An 18828-nucleotide genomic window follows, 5' to 3' on the forward strand; every position below is an offset into this window, starting at 1 on the left:
CTTTCTAAAAACAAGTGGTTAGATGCGCCGTTCGAAATTAGGGCACAAGAATCATCTACGCCAGGCCTGAAAGGCGCAACCATATTCCTTTTTTGTCTATAGAATTTATATACTGTTTACGCGTTTTCGCGATGCGCAAGGAGCCGGATATGGGCCTCGAAATGCTTTCGACCGATTTCGAAGCTGAGCGTAAAAAACATGAGCCGGTGCTCGAACTGCCCGAGCAGGTCGTTCTTCCCGGCCATCGGGCGCTCTTTCTCAGCGAAAGCGTGGAAGGGCTCGACGACGGCGCGCATTTTCTCGATACCCTGACATCAGAGGAGTGGGCGAAACTTAGGGCGCATGGCCGACGTCTCGCTTTTGCGACCCGTCAGGCGATCTTCACCCAGGGCGATAGGCACGGTGGCATTTTCATCATCGAAAGCGGCAAGGTTCACGTGTTCTACACGGCACCGTCAGGACGCGAAATCACCCTCGCCTACTGGACGGTGGGGCATTTCATTGGTGGTCCCGAAATGACCGGCGGTGGAACCCATATCTGGTCCGGAGAAGCATTGAGTGAATGCCGGATGCTGTTCATACCGGCCAATGCGTTGAAGAAGCTCGTCGTCGAGCTTCCGACTTTCGCGCTCTGTCTTCTGCAGGGGCTTGCAGCGAAGGGCAGATGCTATTCGGCGATGGCTCAGATGCTCGGCACGCGTTCGGTGATCGAACGTCTGGCGCAATTCCTGATGAATCTCGGCAACCTTCATGGCGTCCGCGATGGACGGGCAATCGTCATCAATGCCAAGGTGACGCATGACCAGATTGCGGCCATGGTCGGTTCCACACGCCAATGGGTGACGATGATGATGAAGCGCTTCCAAAAGGAAGGGCTGGTAACGGTGACGCCGCGCCATATCCGCATCGAACGCCCTCACGCGCTGAAGGAAATGGTTTCGAAGCGCACGGCCGGGTGAGGCCGCGTTTCGGCTTCCACTAACCGAGCCGCGTTAGCGCCCAGCGAACGGTCTTGCGTACGTCTGGATCGGCGTCGCCGATATGCGCCATGAGAGCATCCCGCGACGATGGATCAGCGATTTCACCGAGCGCCGCCGCAGACTCCTTGCGCAGCGAGGCCATGTCGCTCGTCAACAGCTCGGAAATCTCCCGTACCGCCGATTGCGCCTTGAGCTTGCCAAGCGCATTCAGGCATTTTTGCCGAACCTGCCAGTATTCGTCGGAAAGGCCGGCGCTCAGTCCGTCGACGGCCGAGGTCTGGCCGATACGAACGAGCGATTCGGCCGCCGCGGCCCGCACCTGCCAGTTCTCATCATCGAGGGCAGCCGTCACGGCGGCCGCTGCGGCGGGCTGGCTCGTGAAAGACAAGGCGTTGACCGCAACCGACCGAACGGTGGCATCGGCGTCGCGCGTCGCGGCGATGAGGGACGGCAAGGTCTCTTCCAGCTTCAGATAGGCGACGACGCCGAGCGCCTGTGCGCGAACATTGGCATCTTCATCCCGCATCGCCGCCAGAGCGGGGCCGAGTGCCCCACGCGAACGCAACGCTTTCAGCCCGCGAAAACCGGCAGCCCGGACGAAGGCGCGCACATGACTGACGAGCGGCAGAATGGATGCAGCGGCCGCCGGATCCTTCAGTTCAGCAAGGCTATCGGCTGCCGCCTGGGCCACCGTCAAATCCTGATCCGCCGCCAGACGGGCAAGGCCCGCAGCCCCCTCAACGGTGTCGAATTCGGACAGTGCGATCGCCAGTTGCAAACGCACGGTCGCGTCGGGGTCGGCAACGGCAGTCAGGAGATGCGGCAGCACATCCGCGCTCGCCGTCTCGGCAAGGTCGATCACGGCAAGCCGTCGCACGGCCGCGTCTGCATCGTTCAGACGCTCGCCGATTTCCTCGATGTCGCCAAAATCTTCGAAGGGATCGAATGAAGGCATGTCAGCGCAACAGATACGGGATGTTGACGGTTACGGCGCCGGTCGGACAATCCTTCTCGCACGGCATGCAGTACCAGCACTCGTCGAATTTCATATAGGCTTTGCCGGTGAGATCGCTGATGCGCAGGACGTCCAGCGGGCAGACATCGACGCAGACCGTGCAGCCCTTGTCGGCGATGCATTTTGCCTCGTCCACGACCACGGGGACAGTTGTGGGTGAAAGCGCAAGCGGCATGGCTTCCTCGTCAGGCTTGATTGGAAACGCGCAGACGGTCATAGGCCGTCCGCTCCTCGTTCTCGATCGGAACGATGTAGGGTTGGATTGGCCGTTTCTCAGAAACCAAGCGGCCGTCGACCTTGCGCAGAAGCGTATGGCAAAACCAGTTGTCGTCATCCTTTTCGGGATAATCGACGCGGTTGTGATAGAGCCCCCAGCGGCTCTCCGTCCGGAAGAGCGAGGCATGGGCCGCCATGTCGGCGCAGTCGAGAATGGACGACACTTCGAGCGAACGCATCAGTTCATGTGCGTCGCGTGCGACAAGGGCGGTTTCGAGATCATCCCTGACCTCCGCAAGCCGCGCCTGGCCGATCTGCATCCTGGCCGTCACCTTGGGCGGCTGCAGATAGTCGTTGACCAGGCGTCGGGCCTTGTATTCCAGCTGGTTGGGCGGGATGCCGTCCTCGCGCCGCGTCGGTGCCAACACCCGCTCGCGCTCCGCCTGAACGAACTCGCTGTCGAAATCCGCAAGGTTGGTTTCCGGCGCGACTTCGGCAGCGTGCTCGCCGGCGACGGCTCCATTGGTGAAGGCGCCGAGCATATAGTTGTGTGGCACGCTCGCCATGTCGCCCGCGGCATAGAGGCCCGGCACCGTGGTCCGGGCGAATTCATCGACGAAAACGCCCGACGCGCTGTGACCCGAACAGAAGCCGATTTCGGAAATGTGCATTTCGATCATCTTTTCGCGGTAATCGGTGCCCCGCGCCTTATGGAAACTGCCACGCGACGGGCGCTCGACGTTGTGCAGGATCTCTTCGATCTCGCCGACCGTGTCGGCATGAAGGTGGTTGAGCTTTAGGAACACTGGCCCCTTGCCCGATTGTAGTTCGTTGTAGAATTCCTGCATCATCTGTCCCGACCAATAGTCGCTTTCGATGAAGCGATTGCCTTCACTGTTGGCGGTATAGGCTCCGAAGGGGCCGGCGACGTAGGCGCAAGCCGGACCGTTGTAGTCCTTGATCAGCGGATTGATCTGATAGCATTCGAGATTCGCGAGCGCGGCACCCGCGTGATAGGCCATGGCATAACCATCACCGGAATTGGTCGGATTCTCATAGGTTCCGAAGAGATAGCCGGAATGCGGCAATCCGAGCCGGCCCGCCGCGCCCATGCACAGGATCACGGTCTTGGCGCGCAGCACGAGGAATTCAGCCGTGCGCGTGTTCACAGCAGTGGCGCCCGCGATCCTGCCGTCGTTGGCGGTCAACAGGCGCGTTGCTATGAAACGGTTGGAGACCAATATCCTTTCGCGCCTGATCTGCCGGTAGAGCGCCTTCTTGACGGTATCGCCATTCGGCATCGGCAGCACGTAGGTTCCGAGATGGTGGACCTTCTTCAGGTCAAAATCGCCATTGGCGTTCTTCTGGAAGCGGATGCCGAAACGGTCGAGTTCCTGGATGATGTCGTAGCAGCGCGAGGCATATTTGAAGACCGGCGCCTGATCGACTATGCCGTCATTGGCAATGGTGATCTCCTTGGTGTATTGCTCGGGCGTCGCATATCCCGGGACGACAGCGTTGTTCAGCCCGTCCATGCCCATGCAGATAGCTCCGGAACGCTTCACATTGGCCTTTTCGAGCAGGACGACATTCAGAGCGGGATTTTTCTGCTTCGCCTTGAGCGCCGCCATGGGTCCGGCCGTGCCGCCGCCGATCACCAGCACATCGCAGGTGACTTCCGACAGCCCTTCGACAAAATTATCCATTCTCGTTCCTCAAGCCTGAGAATTCGGCGATTTCGCGCAAATAGCTCCAGGGATAGATGCCCCGGTCATGACCGTCGGAGAAAACCAGCCGTATGGCATATGAACCGATCGCCTCTGCGTTCGTCACGGTGACGGTCTCGAACGAACGGGCCTTACCCTCGACGTCCGCCCGGACCTGCTGTGCCGCCCGGCTGCGCGCTCGCAACACGGACGCCGGGATGAGCGAGACCGCACCGTCATCCCACGTAACGGAGAGAAGGCTGCGCGGGGAATTGATCTTGAGTTCAAGAGGTATCACGACGTTCCCTGATGGCTCGCCCCATCTTAGGGAACAGCGGAACATCTACACGCAATAAATTGCCTGCGTCCAGCATGCCTATTGAAACCGGGGTAAATCGGGGCGGAACAAGAGCTGTTCCAATCTGGATGTGTTGCAACGTTTTGATTACCGGCGCTATGGCAAGACCCCTTCGACATTTTCGGAGGATTAGATGTTCAAGGGCCGCCAATTCGACCAGTCAGTGATCCTTTTCCGTGCGCTGGTACCTGTCCTACAATCTCAGCCTGCGTGATCTTGAGGAGATGATGGCCGAGCGGGGGATGGCCGTCGACCCACACGACCATTCACCGATTGACCGTTCGTTTCGCACCCGCTACTGCTGGAGCATTTCAACCGGCGCGAGCGTAGCGTGACCGGGAAGTGGGCCGTCGACGAGACGTACATCAAAGTCCGCGGCCAGTGGATGTATCTTTACCGCGCCATCGACAGTGTCGGCGATACAGACGAATTCTGGTTCAGCGAGCAGCGTGACCTGCCCTCGGCCAAACAGTTCTTCAGAAAAGCGCTGGCACGTCATGGCCGTCCCGACCGCGTCGTCGTCGATGGTCAACCAGACCAACCAGGAAAGGCTATCGTTTCCTGCGACATCACAAATCGCTTGCAGGATCGTTCCCAGCGTCGGCTGAAGCCGATCCGGATCTGCAAGAGTAAATACCTGAATAACCGGATCGAACAGGACCATCGGCGCATCAAGCGCCGCATTCGGTCAATGCTCGGCTTCAAATCACCAGCATCAGCCGCGATCATCCTAAACGGAATCGAAATGGTTCACATGATGCGTAAGCAACAGGCGAGGTTCGCCTTCATTCCGAATCCATCCCTGGCCGAGCAGTTCCAAATCCTTGCCGCGTGATTGGCCTCGTGTCAGACCTATCTGCACTCCCATTCAGCCGTTGCAACAAAACCAGTTCGTCTCCTCGCGCTGCAGATAACCCTCATACTGCAGCTTCTCCGCGTAGGTGAGCAGGTTTGGATCGACCCTGGTGGCGCCGATCGCGGCACGGATCGAACGCATCGACTTCCGGACGGCATGGAGGAAAGCCGCGCTCGCATTCTCCATGAGATGCGGATCGGCGACCTGAACCGCTTTGGGCAACGCCTCGCCGTCGCACTGGAGTCATCACGCGCCATTCAGGCACGTTCGGCGTTGTCCGATACCCGACAATGTCGGGTACGCAACGTAACAGAACCTGATCAATCAGATGTTTTTAAATGCTTTCTGCTTTGGCACGGTACATGCAAGGCTATCCGCAAAACGAGTATGTACTGAGGAGAAGTCTCCCATGGCCACGAAAAACCGCTGGCGAAGGTTTCCACCACCGATCTTACCGCTTCAGAAAACGCTACCAAGATTATCGCTCAGGACTTCTGCCCTCGATTCCATCGAAAAAGTACTCCGGAAAAGAATCCCGTTTCGATCCTATCATCGTTAAATCGTGAGTGTGCGATGCGACCGACGAAATGAAACCTGGACATGAGATCTGGTGCGCAGGCTGTCAATCGGCGTTACCGGAACCCTGGTCGACATCCAGACCTGTTAGAGTGGATGCTCCTCCCGACGACATCGCGATGGGCCAATGTATCTTCCAGGTCGCCGATTACAGCATCATGACCTTTTCCAGGGGAGCTCAAAAGCCATCTGAGGTCGATGGGCATGAATTCCGACTTATGCCACCTCCCAAGGCGTACCGGACCGGCAGCGAACTCAGTCTCCTGCCGGGCATTCGGTTTTAGGGTGGATGTGCCGCTGGCGTTCAGACCTCACCGTATTTTGTTGGTCGCCTGCTGCCAATACGCTGCCGTTGCGTAGTGACGGGTTTTTTCAAAAGACTTCGCCTTAGAAGTTCAAACGAAACCGCCAATTGATGGAAATTGAGACGTCAGAGCGATGTCGCGTCGCCTAAAATCTCGTGCTTGAGGAGACGAAAGTGAACACTTCCAAACCTCTCCTAGGAAACGTGGGCATGGACAAAGACGTGTCCCCTCATCTCGCCCTGCCCTCTAACCCTGTCCTGCTCGGCGGCGAGAACCGCTCCGGCACCACTCTGCTCAGTGTCCTGCTCGACTCGCACCACGACCTGGTCGTCGGCCCGGAGATCGATTTCACCGAACCTATTAACCTCGGCCCGCACATTCTCGCGGTGTGCGACCTGATGGATGCCCGCGACTCGCGACTCGCCGGTAGGACGAAGGACACCGTTGACCCTGAGTGGTACGACGGCGGGCACTTCGTTGTGCAGTGCGAGCGTTTCGGTCTCGACCGCGACGATGTACGGAGCCTGGTGATCAGCCTGATGGCCGAGCGCGGTACCGATCTGTCCGCCTTGGAGGACCGCTGCCTGCTCATCAACTCCATCGGCGAATTCCGGCGTGAACAGACGGGAGCCCGACGATGGGGGCTGAAGCTTCAGCGGAGGATCCAGGACATCGGCACGTACGCCGCTATCTGGCCACAAGCGCACTTCATCCACATCATCCGCGACGGCCGCGACCTGACTGCCTCCCATTTCAAGACCGTCCCCGACTGGGGCTACCGGACCGTCGCGGAAGCCGCGCGCGGCTGGCTGGAGGTCGTCACCCGGCCCCGCCATGCTGCGCCCGACGGCCGCTATCTGGAAGTGCGGTATGAGGATCTGGTCACCCGCCCCCGCGACACTGTCGAGCGGATGCTGGGCCACCTCGGCCTGCCATGGGACGATGCGGTCCTGCACCACGCGGAGCACGAGCACGCATTGTTCGACAACCCCTGGGGCCATCCCGCAGCGGAGGCCGCGGGTAAGCCGCTGTATACCGGGCGTAACGGACGGTACCTGCAGGACCTCACGCCCGGGGAGATCGAGGAATTCGAGCGGATCGCCGGGAAGGAACTGGAACACCTAGGCTACGACCTGTCGATGCCGGATCCGGAAAGCGCGGGGTGACGCCGTCGGCACACGAAGCGCTCCGGCGACGCCTGCCCCGCAGCTTCTACCCTCTTCTCGCGACCGGCCGGCGCTCCTCGTGCACCCATCGTTTCCGCTCCTCCCAGATAAGGCGCGCCATATCATGAAGTTCACTGACATACCATCACTCGGTCTGTCTCCGGGCGGTCTCACCGTCTGGCGGGCTTGCGCTACGCCGATGTCCGACACCACCTGGGCAGCCGACCTACGGCGGGCGTCTCACGTGCAGGAAGCGCACATCACATACGCACTCGAGGCGGCCGGTGAGGGTCCCCTGCCACCGTCCTGGCTGGGCTGCGCCTTCGATCTGCCCGCCGAACTCGATGCGGACGCCTTCGCCACTGCGCTGCGCGGCTGGACAAACCACCACGAAGCACTGCGCAGCCAACTCAATCTGTCCCCTCGCTGCACACCGGCCGGCGCCATGAGCATCCACCCAAGTGCGGCGCGGGACTTCACCGACGGCCGGAAGCTGGCGCGGTATCTGGAGGAACTGTTCGACAGCGAAACCGGCCCCCTCGGCTGGCCCGGGTATATCTGTGCCACCATCAGCCGCCCAGAAGCAACCACCGCCTGTCTCGCCGCCGACCACACCCTGACGGACGGTTACTCCGTTCGCCTAACCGCTTATGAGATCCACACTCTGTACGCCGCAGCACTCGCCGCCGCCAACGGCAAGCCCGCCCCACCTCCCCTTCCCCCCACGGCCAGTTACCTCGATTTCGCGGAGGCCGAACGGACCGCCGCCGACGCGCTGACAGCGGCCCACGAATCGATCGTCCACTGGCGGCAGTTCCTAACCGAAGCCGGCGGCCGCCTGCCGGAGTTCCCTGTACCGGGTAGCGACGTGAGCGGCAGCCCCGCCGCCCAGCCAGGCGGATACACCGAGCTTGTCGACGCATCCACCGGGCACGCCTTTGATCGAGTCTGCCGCGCGGCCGGGGGCGCCTCTTTCTCCGGACTGCTCGCCTGCCTGGCCAAGGTCGGCCACGAAATCACCGGCTCGGGCGAATTCCGTACCATGGCCCCCTTCCACACCCGGACGGGTCCCTCGCGGTCCTCCATCGGCTGGTACGTAGGTATGGGCCCCATCGCCTTCCCCTTAAGCGCAACCGACTCGTTCGCTGAGGCGGCGCGCTCCGCGGTCTCCGGCCTCGACGGCGTGAAGGACCTGGTCCAGATACCCACACCCCGAGTGGAGGAGCTCCTCGGCCGACCCCTCCGCGACCCCTTCAAGTTTCGTACAGTGACCTTCGTCGCACCCCGGTGCCCGCGACTGGAACACTTGGCGGATTGTCATCCTCCGCGGCCGCAGCACCGACCCGGACGACGTGTACCTCTGGATCATGCGTACCTACGACGGCCTCTTCGTCAACTACCGTCACCCTGCGACCGGCCCGGCAGGCGTCGCGGTCCCCCCACTACATGGCCAGTATAAAGCATCTCCTCGCCTGCATCGCGAGAACCGCTCGCTGGCCCGCTACCGCCCACCCCACAGGAGACTATTGCCCGTGACGGATATCAGACACATTGCAGCGGACTCGTGTAATTACACAAACTTCGATGCGGTTATCGTTGGCTCTGGGCCATCTGGATCGATCGTCGCCCGAACACTTGCGGAAAAGGGCTGCCATGTGGCCGTCCTGGAATATGGAGGCCTGGTTTCGCCTGGCGCCATGCTCGGGCCTCATCAAGCGGCGTACAGCAAGGCACTCACTTCCAACGGCCCCATCGATGGTAATCCTTGGACAGCGTGCTGCGTCGGCGGCGGGATGTGGTTCTACAACGCGATAACGTTCAGATACCGACAAGCAGATCTGTCGGCCTCCCAATATCTTACGACTGACATGGCGATTGATTGGCCCATTACCCTCCAGGATCTTGAACCCTACTATTCGGAGATCGAGCATCTCCTGGAGATCAGTGGCGCGAATGGGCTTCCATCGTATCCACCCAGTGCGCGTGGGTTGATGCTAACCAATGCAATGCAGGAACTCAGCATAAGATCAAAGAGCATCCCCCTGGCAATCAGGCCGCCAGGGACCAACATGGGGTGCATCAAGTGTTCCGCTTGCGATGAACTGGTGTGCCCTACGGATGCGAGAGCATCAGTGCTTGCAAGAAACATTTTGGATGACTCCGCCCTGCCAGGAACGATCTCGGTTCTATACGGCTGTTTCGTCAACCGGATCGAAATGCGGAACCACGGTCGGGCTGAAGCCCTTGAGTGCTATGTGCCGCTCTCGTCGGAACTGATCCGGGTCCCAGTTGAAAGGGTCATCGTGTGCGCAAACGCGATACAATCAGCGGCATTGATGCTTCGGTCAAAGAGTGGGCATGCACTTAAGGGAATAGGAAACGAATCCGGCCTCGTTGGGCGAGGCCTCTCATTCAAGATTAGCGGCTACTCCGTCGGCTACATGGAGCCGGCCGATCGCGGCTCCGGTGCATGTGCTCCGCACTGGGGACCGCATGCGACCGTTTATACCGATGAGTTCTACGAACATAACGACGTGCCATGCAGATTTGGCGGCCTCATTTATGAAGCGAATTTCCCCTCGCCGGATGAGAACGTCGGCCTTGTGCGCCTGCACTACATAGCTGGAGAAGAGCCATGGTCGCACAATCGCGTCGTGCTTGACGAGGCTGTTGACCAGTACGGTATCCGTTACATCCGTTTCGAATACCGAAACTCGGAAAATGACCGTGCGCGAATGAATTTTCTCGCCGACCGCGCGGATGACATTCTGCGCCACCTTGGCGCATTCCGCATCGAGCGAGAGCCATCTTTCCATGGAAAAGGCGGCTGCCACCTGCACGGCACGATGCGCGCCGGATGTGATCCGAGGACCTCGGTCGTCGACAGCTGCGGCAGGGTCCATGGGTTCACCAACATCCATGTCATGGATGGCTCCGTTATGAACTTCGCGGGGAACAGCAATCCGACACACACAATCATGGCCAACGCCAGGCGAATGGCCATGTCACTCAAGTAAAGGGTAACCGAGATGCTCGATCCTGGAGCTGCCGGACATTTGGCCGAATGGGAGCGTGACACCCCATCATCCATCATATTCCGCTCCGCCAATGGCGCGATGGCGGAGGATATCAACGGCAAGATCTATCTGGATATGACGTCCTGCAGCGGGGCTTCGCCCTTGGGCAGCAATGACCCAGTGTTCAAGGCCAGGCTTGCGCAGGCGATGGAGCAGGAAACTGATATTCTGCCATCGCCGGTGGGTGAGCAACGCCAGATACTCGCCGGGAAAATCGCGGAGATGTTCCCAAGCAATCCCAGAGTGTTCTTTCTGAGGACCGGATCTTGTGCAACGGAAGCGGCGGTTCGGATCGCCCGGCACCGAACTGGCCGGCCGGTCATGCTGACGGCTGGCTTCCACGGATGGCACGACATCTTTCAACAGCTCCCCTGGTCGGACAATCCGCCGGCCAAGGATCAACACATCCAGGATTTCCAATACGACCTCGATATCCTGGAGCAGCAGCTGGTCGGGAACGAGGGGAGAGTCGCGGGAATTTTCGTCACGCCTGAGCCGTCGATCTTTCCTCCGGAATTGCTCCAGGAAATCTCCAGGATGGCAAGCCTGCATGGAGTGTTGCTCATCATTGATGAGGTTCTATGCGGACTTCGTTACGCCAAGGGTGGCTACTGCCGAAAACACGGTGTGGGAGCCGACCTCATCACATTGGCCAAGGGGATCGCACAAGGCATTGGCCTTTCCGCGGTCGTCGGCACCGCCGATGCCATGGTGGGAGCCGACAGGGCCTATCTGGGCAATACCTATCTGCGCGAGAACCGGGCCTTTGTGGCCGGCAACCTGACCCAGGAAATCTTTGAAGAAGCAGAAATTGCTGCTCGCATCGCCGAGAGCGGCTTAGCGCTCAAGAGGCAGTTTCAGACCTCGTTCGAGCGTAGCGAAATACCGGCGCGCGTACTCGGAAGCGATACCATGTTCAGAATCGTTCTGCCCTCGCAAAAGCATGGAAGGGTCTTCGCGCAGAGGTGTCTGCAGCACGGTATCTACACGGGCTACCCAGGGACATACATGAGCAATGCGTCCATGGACGGTGCATTTTTCGCAGCTTTGCAGCCGGCACTGGAGCGAGCACTCTCAGACTACCGCAAGGACGAGGACATGACTGCACAGGTCACTGACGCATCCATGGTCGAATACTGCGCGGAGGCGTTCCACACCACAGCGAGAGCATGTCTTTCCAACAAGCATCATTGGGCCTGATACGGGGAGGAAAGCCGTGAAAGATCAAACGAAAACCGCAACCGTCAATGTTCAGCTCGAAGATTATGATCACGTGGCCTTCGATCTGGACGGAACCCTTGTGGATTCGGAGGCTGTGGTCGAAAGCGCACTCCGTCGATGGGCACGGGAGGAACGGATCTCTCCGGATTACGCAATGCGGATGTCGGCCGCCCGCCGGGACGTCGACCTGGTGGCGGCGGTCGCGCCCGGTCTCTCGCCAGAACGCGAAGCCGCTCGCATTGCGGATTATGAGATCCAAGCGATGGGACTGTTGGAACCGATCCATTGCGCCGTAGAGTTCTATAGCTCGATCCCCGCCGAACGGAGATCTATTGTCACCTCTTCGGCAAGGGTTTCGGCCCTTGCCCGCCTCAAGGCGGCTGGACTCTCCTGCCCGAGGATCATGATTGCAGCCGAGGACGTCAGTCAAGGAAAGCCGCATCCGCAACCCTATCAAACGCTGTTGCGAATGCTGCGCATCACTCCCAAAAGATGCTTGGTTTTTGAGGATTCCAGCACCGGAATTGAAGCGGCGATCGCTGCAGGCTGCGACTGCGTAGGTGTCGGCCCCAATGCCATGGGTCACCCTGACAGCAGCGGCTGGATAGAGAACTTTTGCGAGGCTCCCTTTCTAACCGGCCGCGCTGAACCTGCTTCCCAGACTGAAAGACGGCCACGAAATGAAAGTATCAACGAAACCCCGCACACCGCTGTTTGATGAGGTGCTGGTAGAAGGCTCGGTACTTGAGCATTACGAAGCGGAGCGAAACGACTATGACAAACTTCTCGATGAACTATTTCGTTCGTCCAGCGCAATTCGTGAAAAGATTGGCAGCCGTTGTATTTGGCACATAAGTTCCACCGCGTTCGGCGGTGGGGTGGCCGAAATGCTTCCACACCACATATGCCTCCTTCGGGAACTTGGTTTTGATGTGCGTTGGCTCATCTTTAAACCGAAGGAAGAGCAATTTTTTCGGTTCACCAAAGGACTTCATAATTCTCTTCACGACGCCACCGTGGCAGGCTTGAATGATCTGCTGCCCCATTATCTTGAGGCATCGAAGCAAGGCGCCGCGCAGCTGGAAAGGATCATCAGACCTGATGGCTTTCTGGTTATTCATGATCCGCAGCCACTTGGTGCAGCCGCGAAGTTCTTGGAATCTCACCCGCACCCGGCTATCTGGCGATGCCACATCGGCTATCCAAAGCGCACCCCGACAGTCGACGAAATCTGGAGGTTTCTGGGGGAATACCTCCGTCAATTCCAGCGCATTGTCCTGAGCGCAAAGGAATATGCCTTTGATACCGGTCTCCCCATAGATATCATCCAGCCATCGATCAGCCCATTCTCAAGCAAGAACCGTAACTATGAAGGGCCGGCACGCCAGACGCTGGAGAATTCGTTTTCGTTCAATGGCCAAGAATTCGAGCCCACCCCATCCCTTCAGGACATTCTCGGCTCGCGGTATTTCCTGCATGTATCCAGGTGGGATGGACTGAAAGGTATTGACCGGATCATCGCCGCTTTTGATCGCTTTGTGAAAATGGCGCTCGACGAGGCACACGATATACGCTTGGTGGTCGCGGGACCGGATCCTTTGGATGTTGCCGACGATCCTGAAGGACGCGAGTATTTCGACAAATGCGTCGTATTATGCTCTCAATTACCCAAGGAAGTGCGGCGGCGCGTGTATCTGGCCTGTATCTCGATGAAGGACCACGACGCAAATGCCGAAATTGTCGGCCGGCTGCAACAGAACGCCCATGGAGTATTTGCGCTCTCCCGCGAAGAGGGCTTCGGCCTGACAGCAACAGAGGCTCTGTTCCGAGGCAAATCCGTCGTAGTGTCGTCCGCTTTTGGTCTGAAAAGGCAGGTCGTAAATGGACTGAATGGCGTTGTCCTCGACGAGCCTGACATCGAGGACAAAGCTGCAGAAATGATGCATCACCTTGCAACCAGTTATAGTGATTTCGAGGAGATGGCCAGAACCGCGCGCCAAAACTGCCTGCGCTCGAGTACGCAAATCTCGCAAATTCCAAAGTGGTATGACTCGATCCAATCGGCTCTATCCAGCTTTGAGGAGGTGCAACCGTTCAAGCCAACAACGGTCATCTGAGCCAGGCGGCGGAATCTGGACGACCTTGCATACTGCATTGCGATAAGCCCATGGCAGCGCAAGCAGGCCGCCATAGCGCGATCGCTCCAGTAACCGGCATCTCAAGCTGTTCGAAGACTGAGAAATCAACTTCCGGCAGAACAAATCATTGATTGGTCATGCCTCCGAGAGGTAAACCACAACTTGAAATCGCCATATTGCGTTCGTATATATTTTCTGCTGAACAGGCTCGGCTCGCTCTCACCTGTGATCGAGCGCTCGGCACCTGAAGTCGACCATTTGCCACCCCAAGTGCAGCCGGGGTCCGCTCAAACAAATGATTCCAGAATTACGCTGTGCGGGTCAAGACAGGCCGCAAAGCTATTTCGGCTGAACGGTGGCAGCCTGTGCAGTTGACCGGCAGCATGATTCATGCGGCGCGTGAATCCCGAACATCGACCATGCGCCAAACCAAACAATTCCAATAAAGGAGCAAGCCGTCAGGGCTTGAAAGCAACATGAAAATAAATCAACCGAGACAGGTGACATCTTCCAGTATCCGCACGAGGGCCTAGACATTGGGGCCTGCCCGCCTGAAGACAGGCAACGCTCACGGTTCGCAAAAAAGCTATGAGCGCTATCTGGAACTTGCACATGCCCAGGCTTTGCTCGGCAACCGCGTCGAGGCACAGAATTACTACCAGCATGCAGAGCACTATTTCCGCTGCGGAGCTGTCCCGGAACCCCACAGCAGCCTGACGTGAGCGAAACGGCTGTCTTCGGCAACAACCGTCCCTTGGCTATAATGTATTAAAAGCGTCATCGACCCACCCGTCGGCTGAAAAGAGAGCATGAGGAATTGTGGGGCGAGTGACGAAGCCGGCATGACTGGGCTATTGTCCGGCCGATGATTTCGGAGGCCCCGCCGCATTTGAAACCAGCCCGCAATAAGAGTTCCGGAAGCGGGCGGCGAAATCGCAGAGGCCCCCTTCCGGTTCAGGCGGTGCACCCGACATCTGCAATTCCGGATCTGGCTGAAGGGCGTGAGCCCGATGGTGCGGCGGCGCCTGCAGGTGCCGGCAACGATGACCTTGTACCAGCTCGATGGCGTTTTCCAGGTCACCATCGGCTGGGAGAGCATTTATCTCTATCAGTTCGTTCTTTATGCTGTGCGCTATGGCTCATGGGAGACGGCAGCGCGATCTCCGGATGTCCCGCTTGGTGATCTGCGACTGCGCAAAGGCAGCCGGCTCCTCTACGAATACGACCTCAACATCCCCTGGGCGCATGACGTGCGGCTAGAAGATCGCTTCGGGGCACGGCCGGGAACAACCTTTCCGAGATGCACCGGTGGTGATGGCGATTGCCCGCCGGAGGATTGCGGTGGCCCTGAAACCTTCATGATGCAGACGGATTATGTATTGACCACGAGGTCTATGAGGACGTCGCTCTGGCGGTCGATTTCCTTAAAGAGTTTGTCGGACGAAATCGTTCTCACGCCTTGATAATCCGTGCGCGAGGCGCTGCAAAGGATCGAGGCACGCGCCTCAATGCTCGGAAGACCTTTCGAACGCCGTGACGTGAACAAACGCCTGCAGGAGCGCGAGCACCGTGAAGATCCTTATCGTGAACCAAGTCCCCGACATCGCCTCCAAGCGATGCGTCACGGACGATGTTCGCTGGTCAAGGTCGGACAAGTGCAACGCGAAACAGCTGCGCGTCTCCTTTGAGGAGATGCTCGTGCGATCAGCTCGGCACTCTGTTGCCGTTGCGGCATATCGGCTGGATAACGGCATGAGTTCCACCGTCGCAGGCAGTCAGAACTTGCCAGCTCGGTAACAGCTGTGCTGTCCAGAAACGGGGGACGCGGCATCAGGCTCGGCTGTGCACAATGCGAGCCGGGCTTTCGCCGAGCGGCGGCGTGAGGTAGATCGCATATCTGGGTTCAGAGTTCGGCAGCCCTGTCATCGGGGTGGGCCAGTCCTATCAGTTCTATGCAAATAAGCGGAGCGGGTCCATTCGCGACGTACGGACCATGGAACGGTGTGATGATCGGGCCAGCAGGCTTCCTTCACGCAAGGAACTTCTTTTCATTGGCCTTCACCTGGTCCATCTTCTGGAGACGGAAAATTTCCTCGACTGAAACAATGTCCTTGTCGACGTTGTGAATGCCGCGATCCTTAAGGATCCGCGCGAATACATCCTTCATGGCCGTCACTGACGCGCGGACCGCATGGTTGCCATAGATGACGACCGAGATTTTTCCCAAATCCTTGATCCGGGCCTCGTTCATTTGGGGATAGGCGGTCGGAATGACTACGATGCCGCCTTTGCCATTCCAGGCTCGGACAAAGCTCTCCACCTCATCCGGCGTCTTCTGCTTGGAGTGGACGACGATGAGGTCGGCGCCAGCAGCTTCATACGCGGCGGCTCGATCGAGGGCCTCGTTCTCGCCGAGACCGGCGATCAAAGCCTCTGTTCGCGCAATGATCAGGAAGTTCGGATCGGAGCGTGTCGCGATCGCTGCGCGGATCTTGCCCTGGAATTCCTCGACCCGAAGCAGTTCCTGCCGGCCATCAGCCAACAGGCTCGTCACTTTGGGAAAGGTCTTGTCCTCGATAACAACTGCTGCTGCGCCTGCATGTTCGTATTGCTTCACCGCATGAATCACGTTGATCGCATTTCCGAACCCTGTATCGATATCGGCGATGATCGGCAGCGACGACTGCTCCGCCATTGCGCGCACCATCTCGAGGTGCTCTCTCATCGAGACGAGGCTGACATCGGGGAGGCCATACAAAGCCGACAGCTCAAAGCCGGACGCCCAAATGCCGTCGAACCCGGCTTCCTCGACAAGACGGGCCGACAACGGACTATGTGCGGCCATCACATGAGCGAGGCCGTTCTTCGAAATGGTGTTCTTGAGAAGCGTGCCTTGGCTCATGCTGCTTTTGTCCTGAGAAAGTTTGGTGCAAGCCGCGGTGATGCGGTCGCACGCTGTGGTAAGCTCGCTGATCGAGGAGGCGTAGGAAATGCGGATGTACGGGGAGGCTAGGAAGCCTGAACCCGGAACGACCGCGACACCCGCTTCTTCGAGCAGATACATGGCGAAGTCGGTATCGGTCGCAATCACTCTGCCCGCTTCCGTCTTCTGGCCGAGGACACCGGCGCAGTTGGCGAACAGGTAGAAGGCTCCGTCAGGGACGGTGCAGCTCAATCCCGGCGCGGCATTGAGCCTTTCAACGACCAGGTTGCGGCGCTTCTCGAACTCAGCCTTGAACTCGGGAACGTACCCTTGGTCACCTGCAATCGCTTCGATAGCCGCATATTGGGAGATCGAGCTGGTGTGCGACGTGGTCTGCCCCTGAATGACATTGATGGCCTTGATAAGCTCGATGGGCCCGGCGCCATAGCCGAGGCGCCAACCCATCCTCGCATTGGTTTTCGATACACCATTGATCGTGACCGTGCGGTTGAAAAGGTCGGGGGCAGCGCTCGCCATTGTCGCGAACCGCGCTGCTCCGTAGACTAATTTCTCGTAGATATCGTCTGACAGGATGTAGACGTGCGGATGCCGCCTCAGAACGTCGGCCAGTGCGGCAAGCTCGGTTTCGCTGTAGACGGCGCCCGTGGGATTGCTGGGCGAATTCAGCATCAGCCATTTGGTGCGGGCGGTGATCGCCTTCTCAAGCCCCTCCGGCGTCAGCTTGAAGCCGTGTGCTTCCGGGCAGTTGACGATCATGGGGTCGCCACCGGCGAGGCGCACCATATCGGGGTAAGAGACCCAGCAGGGAGCGGGGATGATGACCTCCTCGCCCGGCTCCAGACTGGCAAAGAGCGCATTGAGGACGACCTGTTTGGCCCCGCAGCCGACCGTGACGTGGTCGATCGAATAGTTGAGGCCATTTTCCCGCGCCAGTTTGTCTCGAATTGCTTCTCTTAACGGTGCCACTCCGGCCACCGCCTTGTATCGGGTTCGACCATCACGGATTGCCTGGATACCGGCTTCAACGATATTGAGGGGGTGTCGAAGTCGGGCTCGCCCTGACTGAGGGTAATGACCTGATGGCCTTGCGCCTTGAGCGCGGCCGCTTGAGCCGTCATCGCCTTCGTTTCGGATGGACGAATGGATTTGAGGCGGCTTGAAACGAGTGGCATGGACAACTTCAGGAGTGGGGGCGTACATGGCGGACGTGATCCTGACCGGCGCCACAGGGCCATGGCACGACACATGGGCAATATGTCCATGAAGTCTGCGAAAATGCGGATTGGGCAAATCCATATATCGAATCTATCGATGCAACAGTCGCATTATTCGATCCGGCTGGATTCCGCGATCAAAGCCTCCTTGCGGCAAAGGCGCACCAGCCAACGACAGAAAGCACGCGCAAGTTCCGGGTTATTGCTCCGGTCCACAGCATATGCTCGATACTGCATTCCACTTGGTGTGCGCGAATTTGGAACGACCTTGAGCAAACCGTTACGCACCAGGTCGCCTACCACGATCTCAGGCGCGACAAGCAGGCACTTGCCAGTGATGACGGCGGGCAGCGCCATATAGTGGTGATCGTATCGCGCCCCCGGCTTGATGTCGTCAGAAGTCAAATCATGGGCCTTCAGCCAGGCAGGCAGGATGTCGGGGCGAGAGGTAATCGTGAGGATCGGCAAGGACTTGGCGGTTGCCATGCCTTTTCCAGCTATGTGACTGGGAGCGCCGACGCAGACAAGATGTTCACGATAAACTTCCCAGTGGTCCGATGGTTCGACGAGAGCGAGGTCACGCGTAATCAGAACATCAAAACCATCTGTCGAAGATGGCAGCGACAGGGAACTCATCACGTCGATGACAGCACCACCCATCTCGGTGGAGAATTCCTGGAGATTCGGGATCAGGAACGTATAGGCGAAAGTTGGCAGGGACGAATTGACGACGATCCGATTGATCTCGCGGCGCTCTCGTCGGCGCATTCTTCGCGCCGTGAATGAGATATGATCGAGAGGTTCGGCTACTGAACTGGCGAAGAGCCGTCCGAAATCGGTCAGCTCGGTGTATCTGCCCTGTCGTTTGATCAGCCCGGCGCCGAGATAATCTTCGAGGACCGCGAGATACCTGCTGACCGAACTCTGTGTGGTGCCGAGCGCCTCGGCTGCCTTGGTCACGCTCCTTTCTCGCGCGATCATAGCGAACGCCCTGATCGCGTTCAGGGGCACATCGCCGACCTCTGATCCCATTTTTAGTCACTCCATGGTGTGAAG

At 58.8% G+C, this 18828-nt stretch carries 15 protein-coding genes and 3 pseudogenes; 10 read left to right on the top strand and 8 right to left on the bottom strand.

Going from position 1 to position 18828, the window contains the following annotated elements:
• Window positions 1-149 precede the first annotated feature (149 nt).
• Window positions 150-959, top strand: coding sequence for a Crp/Fnr family transcriptional regulator (locus X738_RS74895; protein WP_023802934.1), 810 nt, complete (start codon window positions 150-152; stop codon window positions 957-959).
• A gap of 19 nt (window positions 960-978) precedes the next feature.
• Here the strand turns inward: X738_RS74895 and X738_RS74900 are convergent, their stop codons facing one another.
• Genes X738_RS74900 through X738_RS74915 form a run of 4 tightly spaced genes read right to left on the bottom strand, consistent with a single transcriptional unit; the run spans window position 979 to window position 4215 of the window.
• Window positions 979-1935 carry a HEAT repeat domain-containing protein gene (locus tag X738_RS74900; RefSeq protein ID WP_023802935.1) on the bottom strand — a complete coding sequence of 319 codons (957 nt, stop codon included), beginning with the start codon at window positions 1933-1935 and terminating at the stop codon, window positions 979-981.
• A 1-nt stretch (window position 1936) separates the two neighbouring features.
• Window positions 1937-2170 (bottom strand): 4Fe-4S dicluster domain-containing protein, encoded by a 234-nt coding sequence (locus X738_RS74905; protein ID WP_031256548.1) that lies wholly within the window; start codon window positions 2168-2170, stop codon window positions 1937-1939.
• Window positions 2171-2180: 10 nt separating this feature from the next.
• A complete protein-coding gene (locus X738_RS74910; RefSeq protein ID WP_023802937.1) occupies window positions 2181-3917 on the bottom strand; it encodes a fumarate reductase/succinate dehydrogenase flavoprotein subunit in 1737 nt (578 codons plus the stop codon).
• On the bottom strand, window positions 3910-4215 hold the full coding sequence (locus tag X738_RS74915) for a gamma-butyrobetaine hydroxylase-like domain-containing protein (protein ID WP_023802938.1): 306 nt from the start codon (window positions 4213-4215) through the stop codon (window positions 3910-3912). The genes X738_RS74910 and X738_RS74915 overlap by 8 nt, the downstream gene beginning before the upstream one ends.
• A gap of 193 nt (window positions 4216-4408) precedes the next feature.
• Here X738_RS74915 and X738_RS74920 point away from each other — a divergent pair.
• Window positions 4409-5110 (top strand): annotated as a pseudogene (locus X738_RS74920) (IS6 family transposase).
• Window positions 5111-5167: 57 nt separating this feature from the next.
• Here X738_RS74920 and X738_RS74925 read toward each other — a convergent pair.
• A pseudogene (locus X738_RS74925) lies at window positions 5168-5356 on the bottom strand (ISL3 family transposase); the annotation flags it as partial.
• 865 nt (window positions 5357-6221) lie between these two features.
• On the opposite strand from X738_RS74925, the gene X738_RS74930 reads away from it, so the two are divergent.
• The 8 genes from X738_RS74930 (at window position 6222) to X738_RS0143820 (ending at window position 15077) form a co-directional block, all read left to right on the top strand.
• A complete protein-coding gene (locus tag X738_RS74930; RefSeq protein WP_023802941.1) occupies window positions 6222-7178 on the top strand; it encodes a sulfotransferase in 957 nt (318 codons plus the stop codon).
• 199 nt (window positions 7179-7377) lie between these two features.
• The gene (locus X738_RS74935) at window positions 7378-8637 is read left to right on the top strand and encodes a condensation domain-containing protein (protein ID WP_023802942.1); all 1260 of its coding nucleotides are present in this window, start codon (window positions 7378-7380) and stop codon (window positions 8635-8637) included.
• A gap of 73 nt (window positions 8638-8710) precedes the next feature.
• A complete protein-coding gene (locus X738_RS74940; RefSeq protein ID WP_031256552.1) occupies window positions 8711-10195 on the top strand; it encodes a GMC oxidoreductase in 1485 nt (494 codons plus the stop codon).
• Between the two features lie 12 nt (window positions 10196-10207).
• Window positions 10208-11455 (top strand): aminotransferase class III-fold pyridoxal phosphate-dependent enzyme, encoded by a 1248-nt coding sequence (locus X738_RS74945; RefSeq protein ID WP_023802944.1) that lies wholly within the window; start codon window positions 10208-10210, stop codon window positions 11453-11455.
• Between the two features lie 16 nt (window positions 11456-11471).
• Window positions 11472-12194 (top strand): HAD-IA family hydrolase, encoded by a 723-nt coding sequence (locus tag X738_RS81260; protein ID WP_023802945.1) that lies wholly within the window; start codon window positions 11472-11474, stop codon window positions 12192-12194.
• On the top strand, window positions 12157-13593 hold the full coding sequence (locus X738_RS74955) for a glycosyltransferase (RefSeq protein WP_031256555.1): 1437 nt from the start codon (window positions 12157-12159) through the stop codon (window positions 13591-13593). The genes X738_RS81260 and X738_RS74955 overlap by 38 nt, the downstream gene beginning before the upstream one ends.
• 557 nt (window positions 13594-14150) lie before the next feature.
• On the top strand, window positions 14151-14336 hold the full coding sequence (locus X738_RS88540; protein WP_031256556.1) for a DUF4167 domain-containing protein: 186 nt from the start codon (window positions 14151-14153) through the stop codon (window positions 14334-14336).
• Between the two features lie 264 nt (window positions 14337-14600).
• Entirely contained in the window at window positions 14601-15077 is a 477-nt protein-coding gene (locus X738_RS0143820) for a plasmid pRiA4b ORF-3 family protein (RefSeq protein ID WP_280811474.1), read from the top strand.
• A 566-nt stretch (window positions 15078-15643) separates the two neighbouring features.
• On the opposite strand, the gene X738_RS0143825 is transcribed toward X738_RS0143820, so the two are convergent.
• The 3 genes and pseudogenes from X738_RS0143825 to X738_RS74965 all read right to left on the bottom strand — a co-directional run bounded on the left by X738_RS0143825 (window position 15644) and on the right by X738_RS74965 (window position 18804).
• A complete protein-coding gene (locus tag X738_RS0143825; RefSeq protein ID WP_031256585.1) occupies window positions 15644-16516 on the bottom strand; it encodes a phosphonopyruvate hydrolase in 873 nt (290 codons plus the stop codon).
• Window positions 16517-16534: 18 nt separating this feature from the next.
• Window positions 16535-17730, bottom strand: a pseudogene (locus X738_RS74960) (pyridoxal phosphate-dependent aminotransferase); the annotation flags it as partial.
• Between the two features lie 153 nt (window positions 17731-17883).
• Entirely contained in the window at window positions 17884-18804 is a 921-nt protein-coding gene (locus X738_RS74965; protein WP_023802951.1) for a LysR family transcriptional regulator, read from the bottom strand.
• Window positions 18805-18828 lie beyond the last annotated feature (24 nt).

The organism is Mesorhizobium sp. L48C026A00, assembly GCF_000502375.1.
GTDB lineage: Bacteria > Pseudomonadota > Alphaproteobacteria > Rhizobiales > Rhizobiaceae > Mesorhizobium > Mesorhizobium muleiense.

Coding starts and splice junctions, on each gene's coding strand:
- X738_RS74895 (WP_023802934.1), top strand. CDS start 150: ATGGGCCTCGAAATGCTTTCGACCGATTTCGAAGCTGAGCGTAAAAAA.
- X738_RS74900 (WP_023802935.1), bottom strand. CDS start 1,935: ATGCCTTCATTCGATCCCTTCGAAGATTTTGGCGACATCGAGGAAATC.
- X738_RS74905 (WP_031256548.1), bottom strand. CDS start 2,170: ATGCCGCTTGCGCTTTCACCCACAACTGTCCCCGTGGTCGTGGACGAG.
- X738_RS74910 (WP_023802937.1), bottom strand. CDS start 3,917: ATGGATAATTTTGTCGAAGGGCTGTCGGAAGTCACCTGCGATGTGCTG.
- X738_RS74930 (WP_023802941.1), top strand. CDS start 6,222: ATGGACAAAGACGTGTCCCCTCATCTCGCCCTGCCCTCTAACCCTGTC.
- X738_RS74935 (WP_023802942.1), top strand. CDS start 7,378: ATGTCCGACACCACCTGGGCAGCCGACCTACGGCGGGCGTCTCACGTG.
- X738_RS74945 (WP_023802944.1), top strand. CDS start 10,208: ATGCTCGATCCTGGAGCTGCCGGACATTTGGCCGAATGGGAGCGTGAC.
- X738_RS74955 (WP_031256555.1), top strand. CDS start 12,157: ATGAAAGTATCAACGAAACCCCGCACACCGCTGTTTGATGAGGTGCTG.
- X738_RS0143825 (WP_031256585.1), bottom strand. CDS start 16,516: ATGAGCCAAGGCACGCTTCTCAAGAACACCATTTCGAAGAACGGCCTC.
- X738_RS74965 (WP_023802951.1), bottom strand. CDS start 18,804: ATGGGATCAGAGGTCGGCGATGTGCCCCTGAACGCGATCAGGGCGTTC.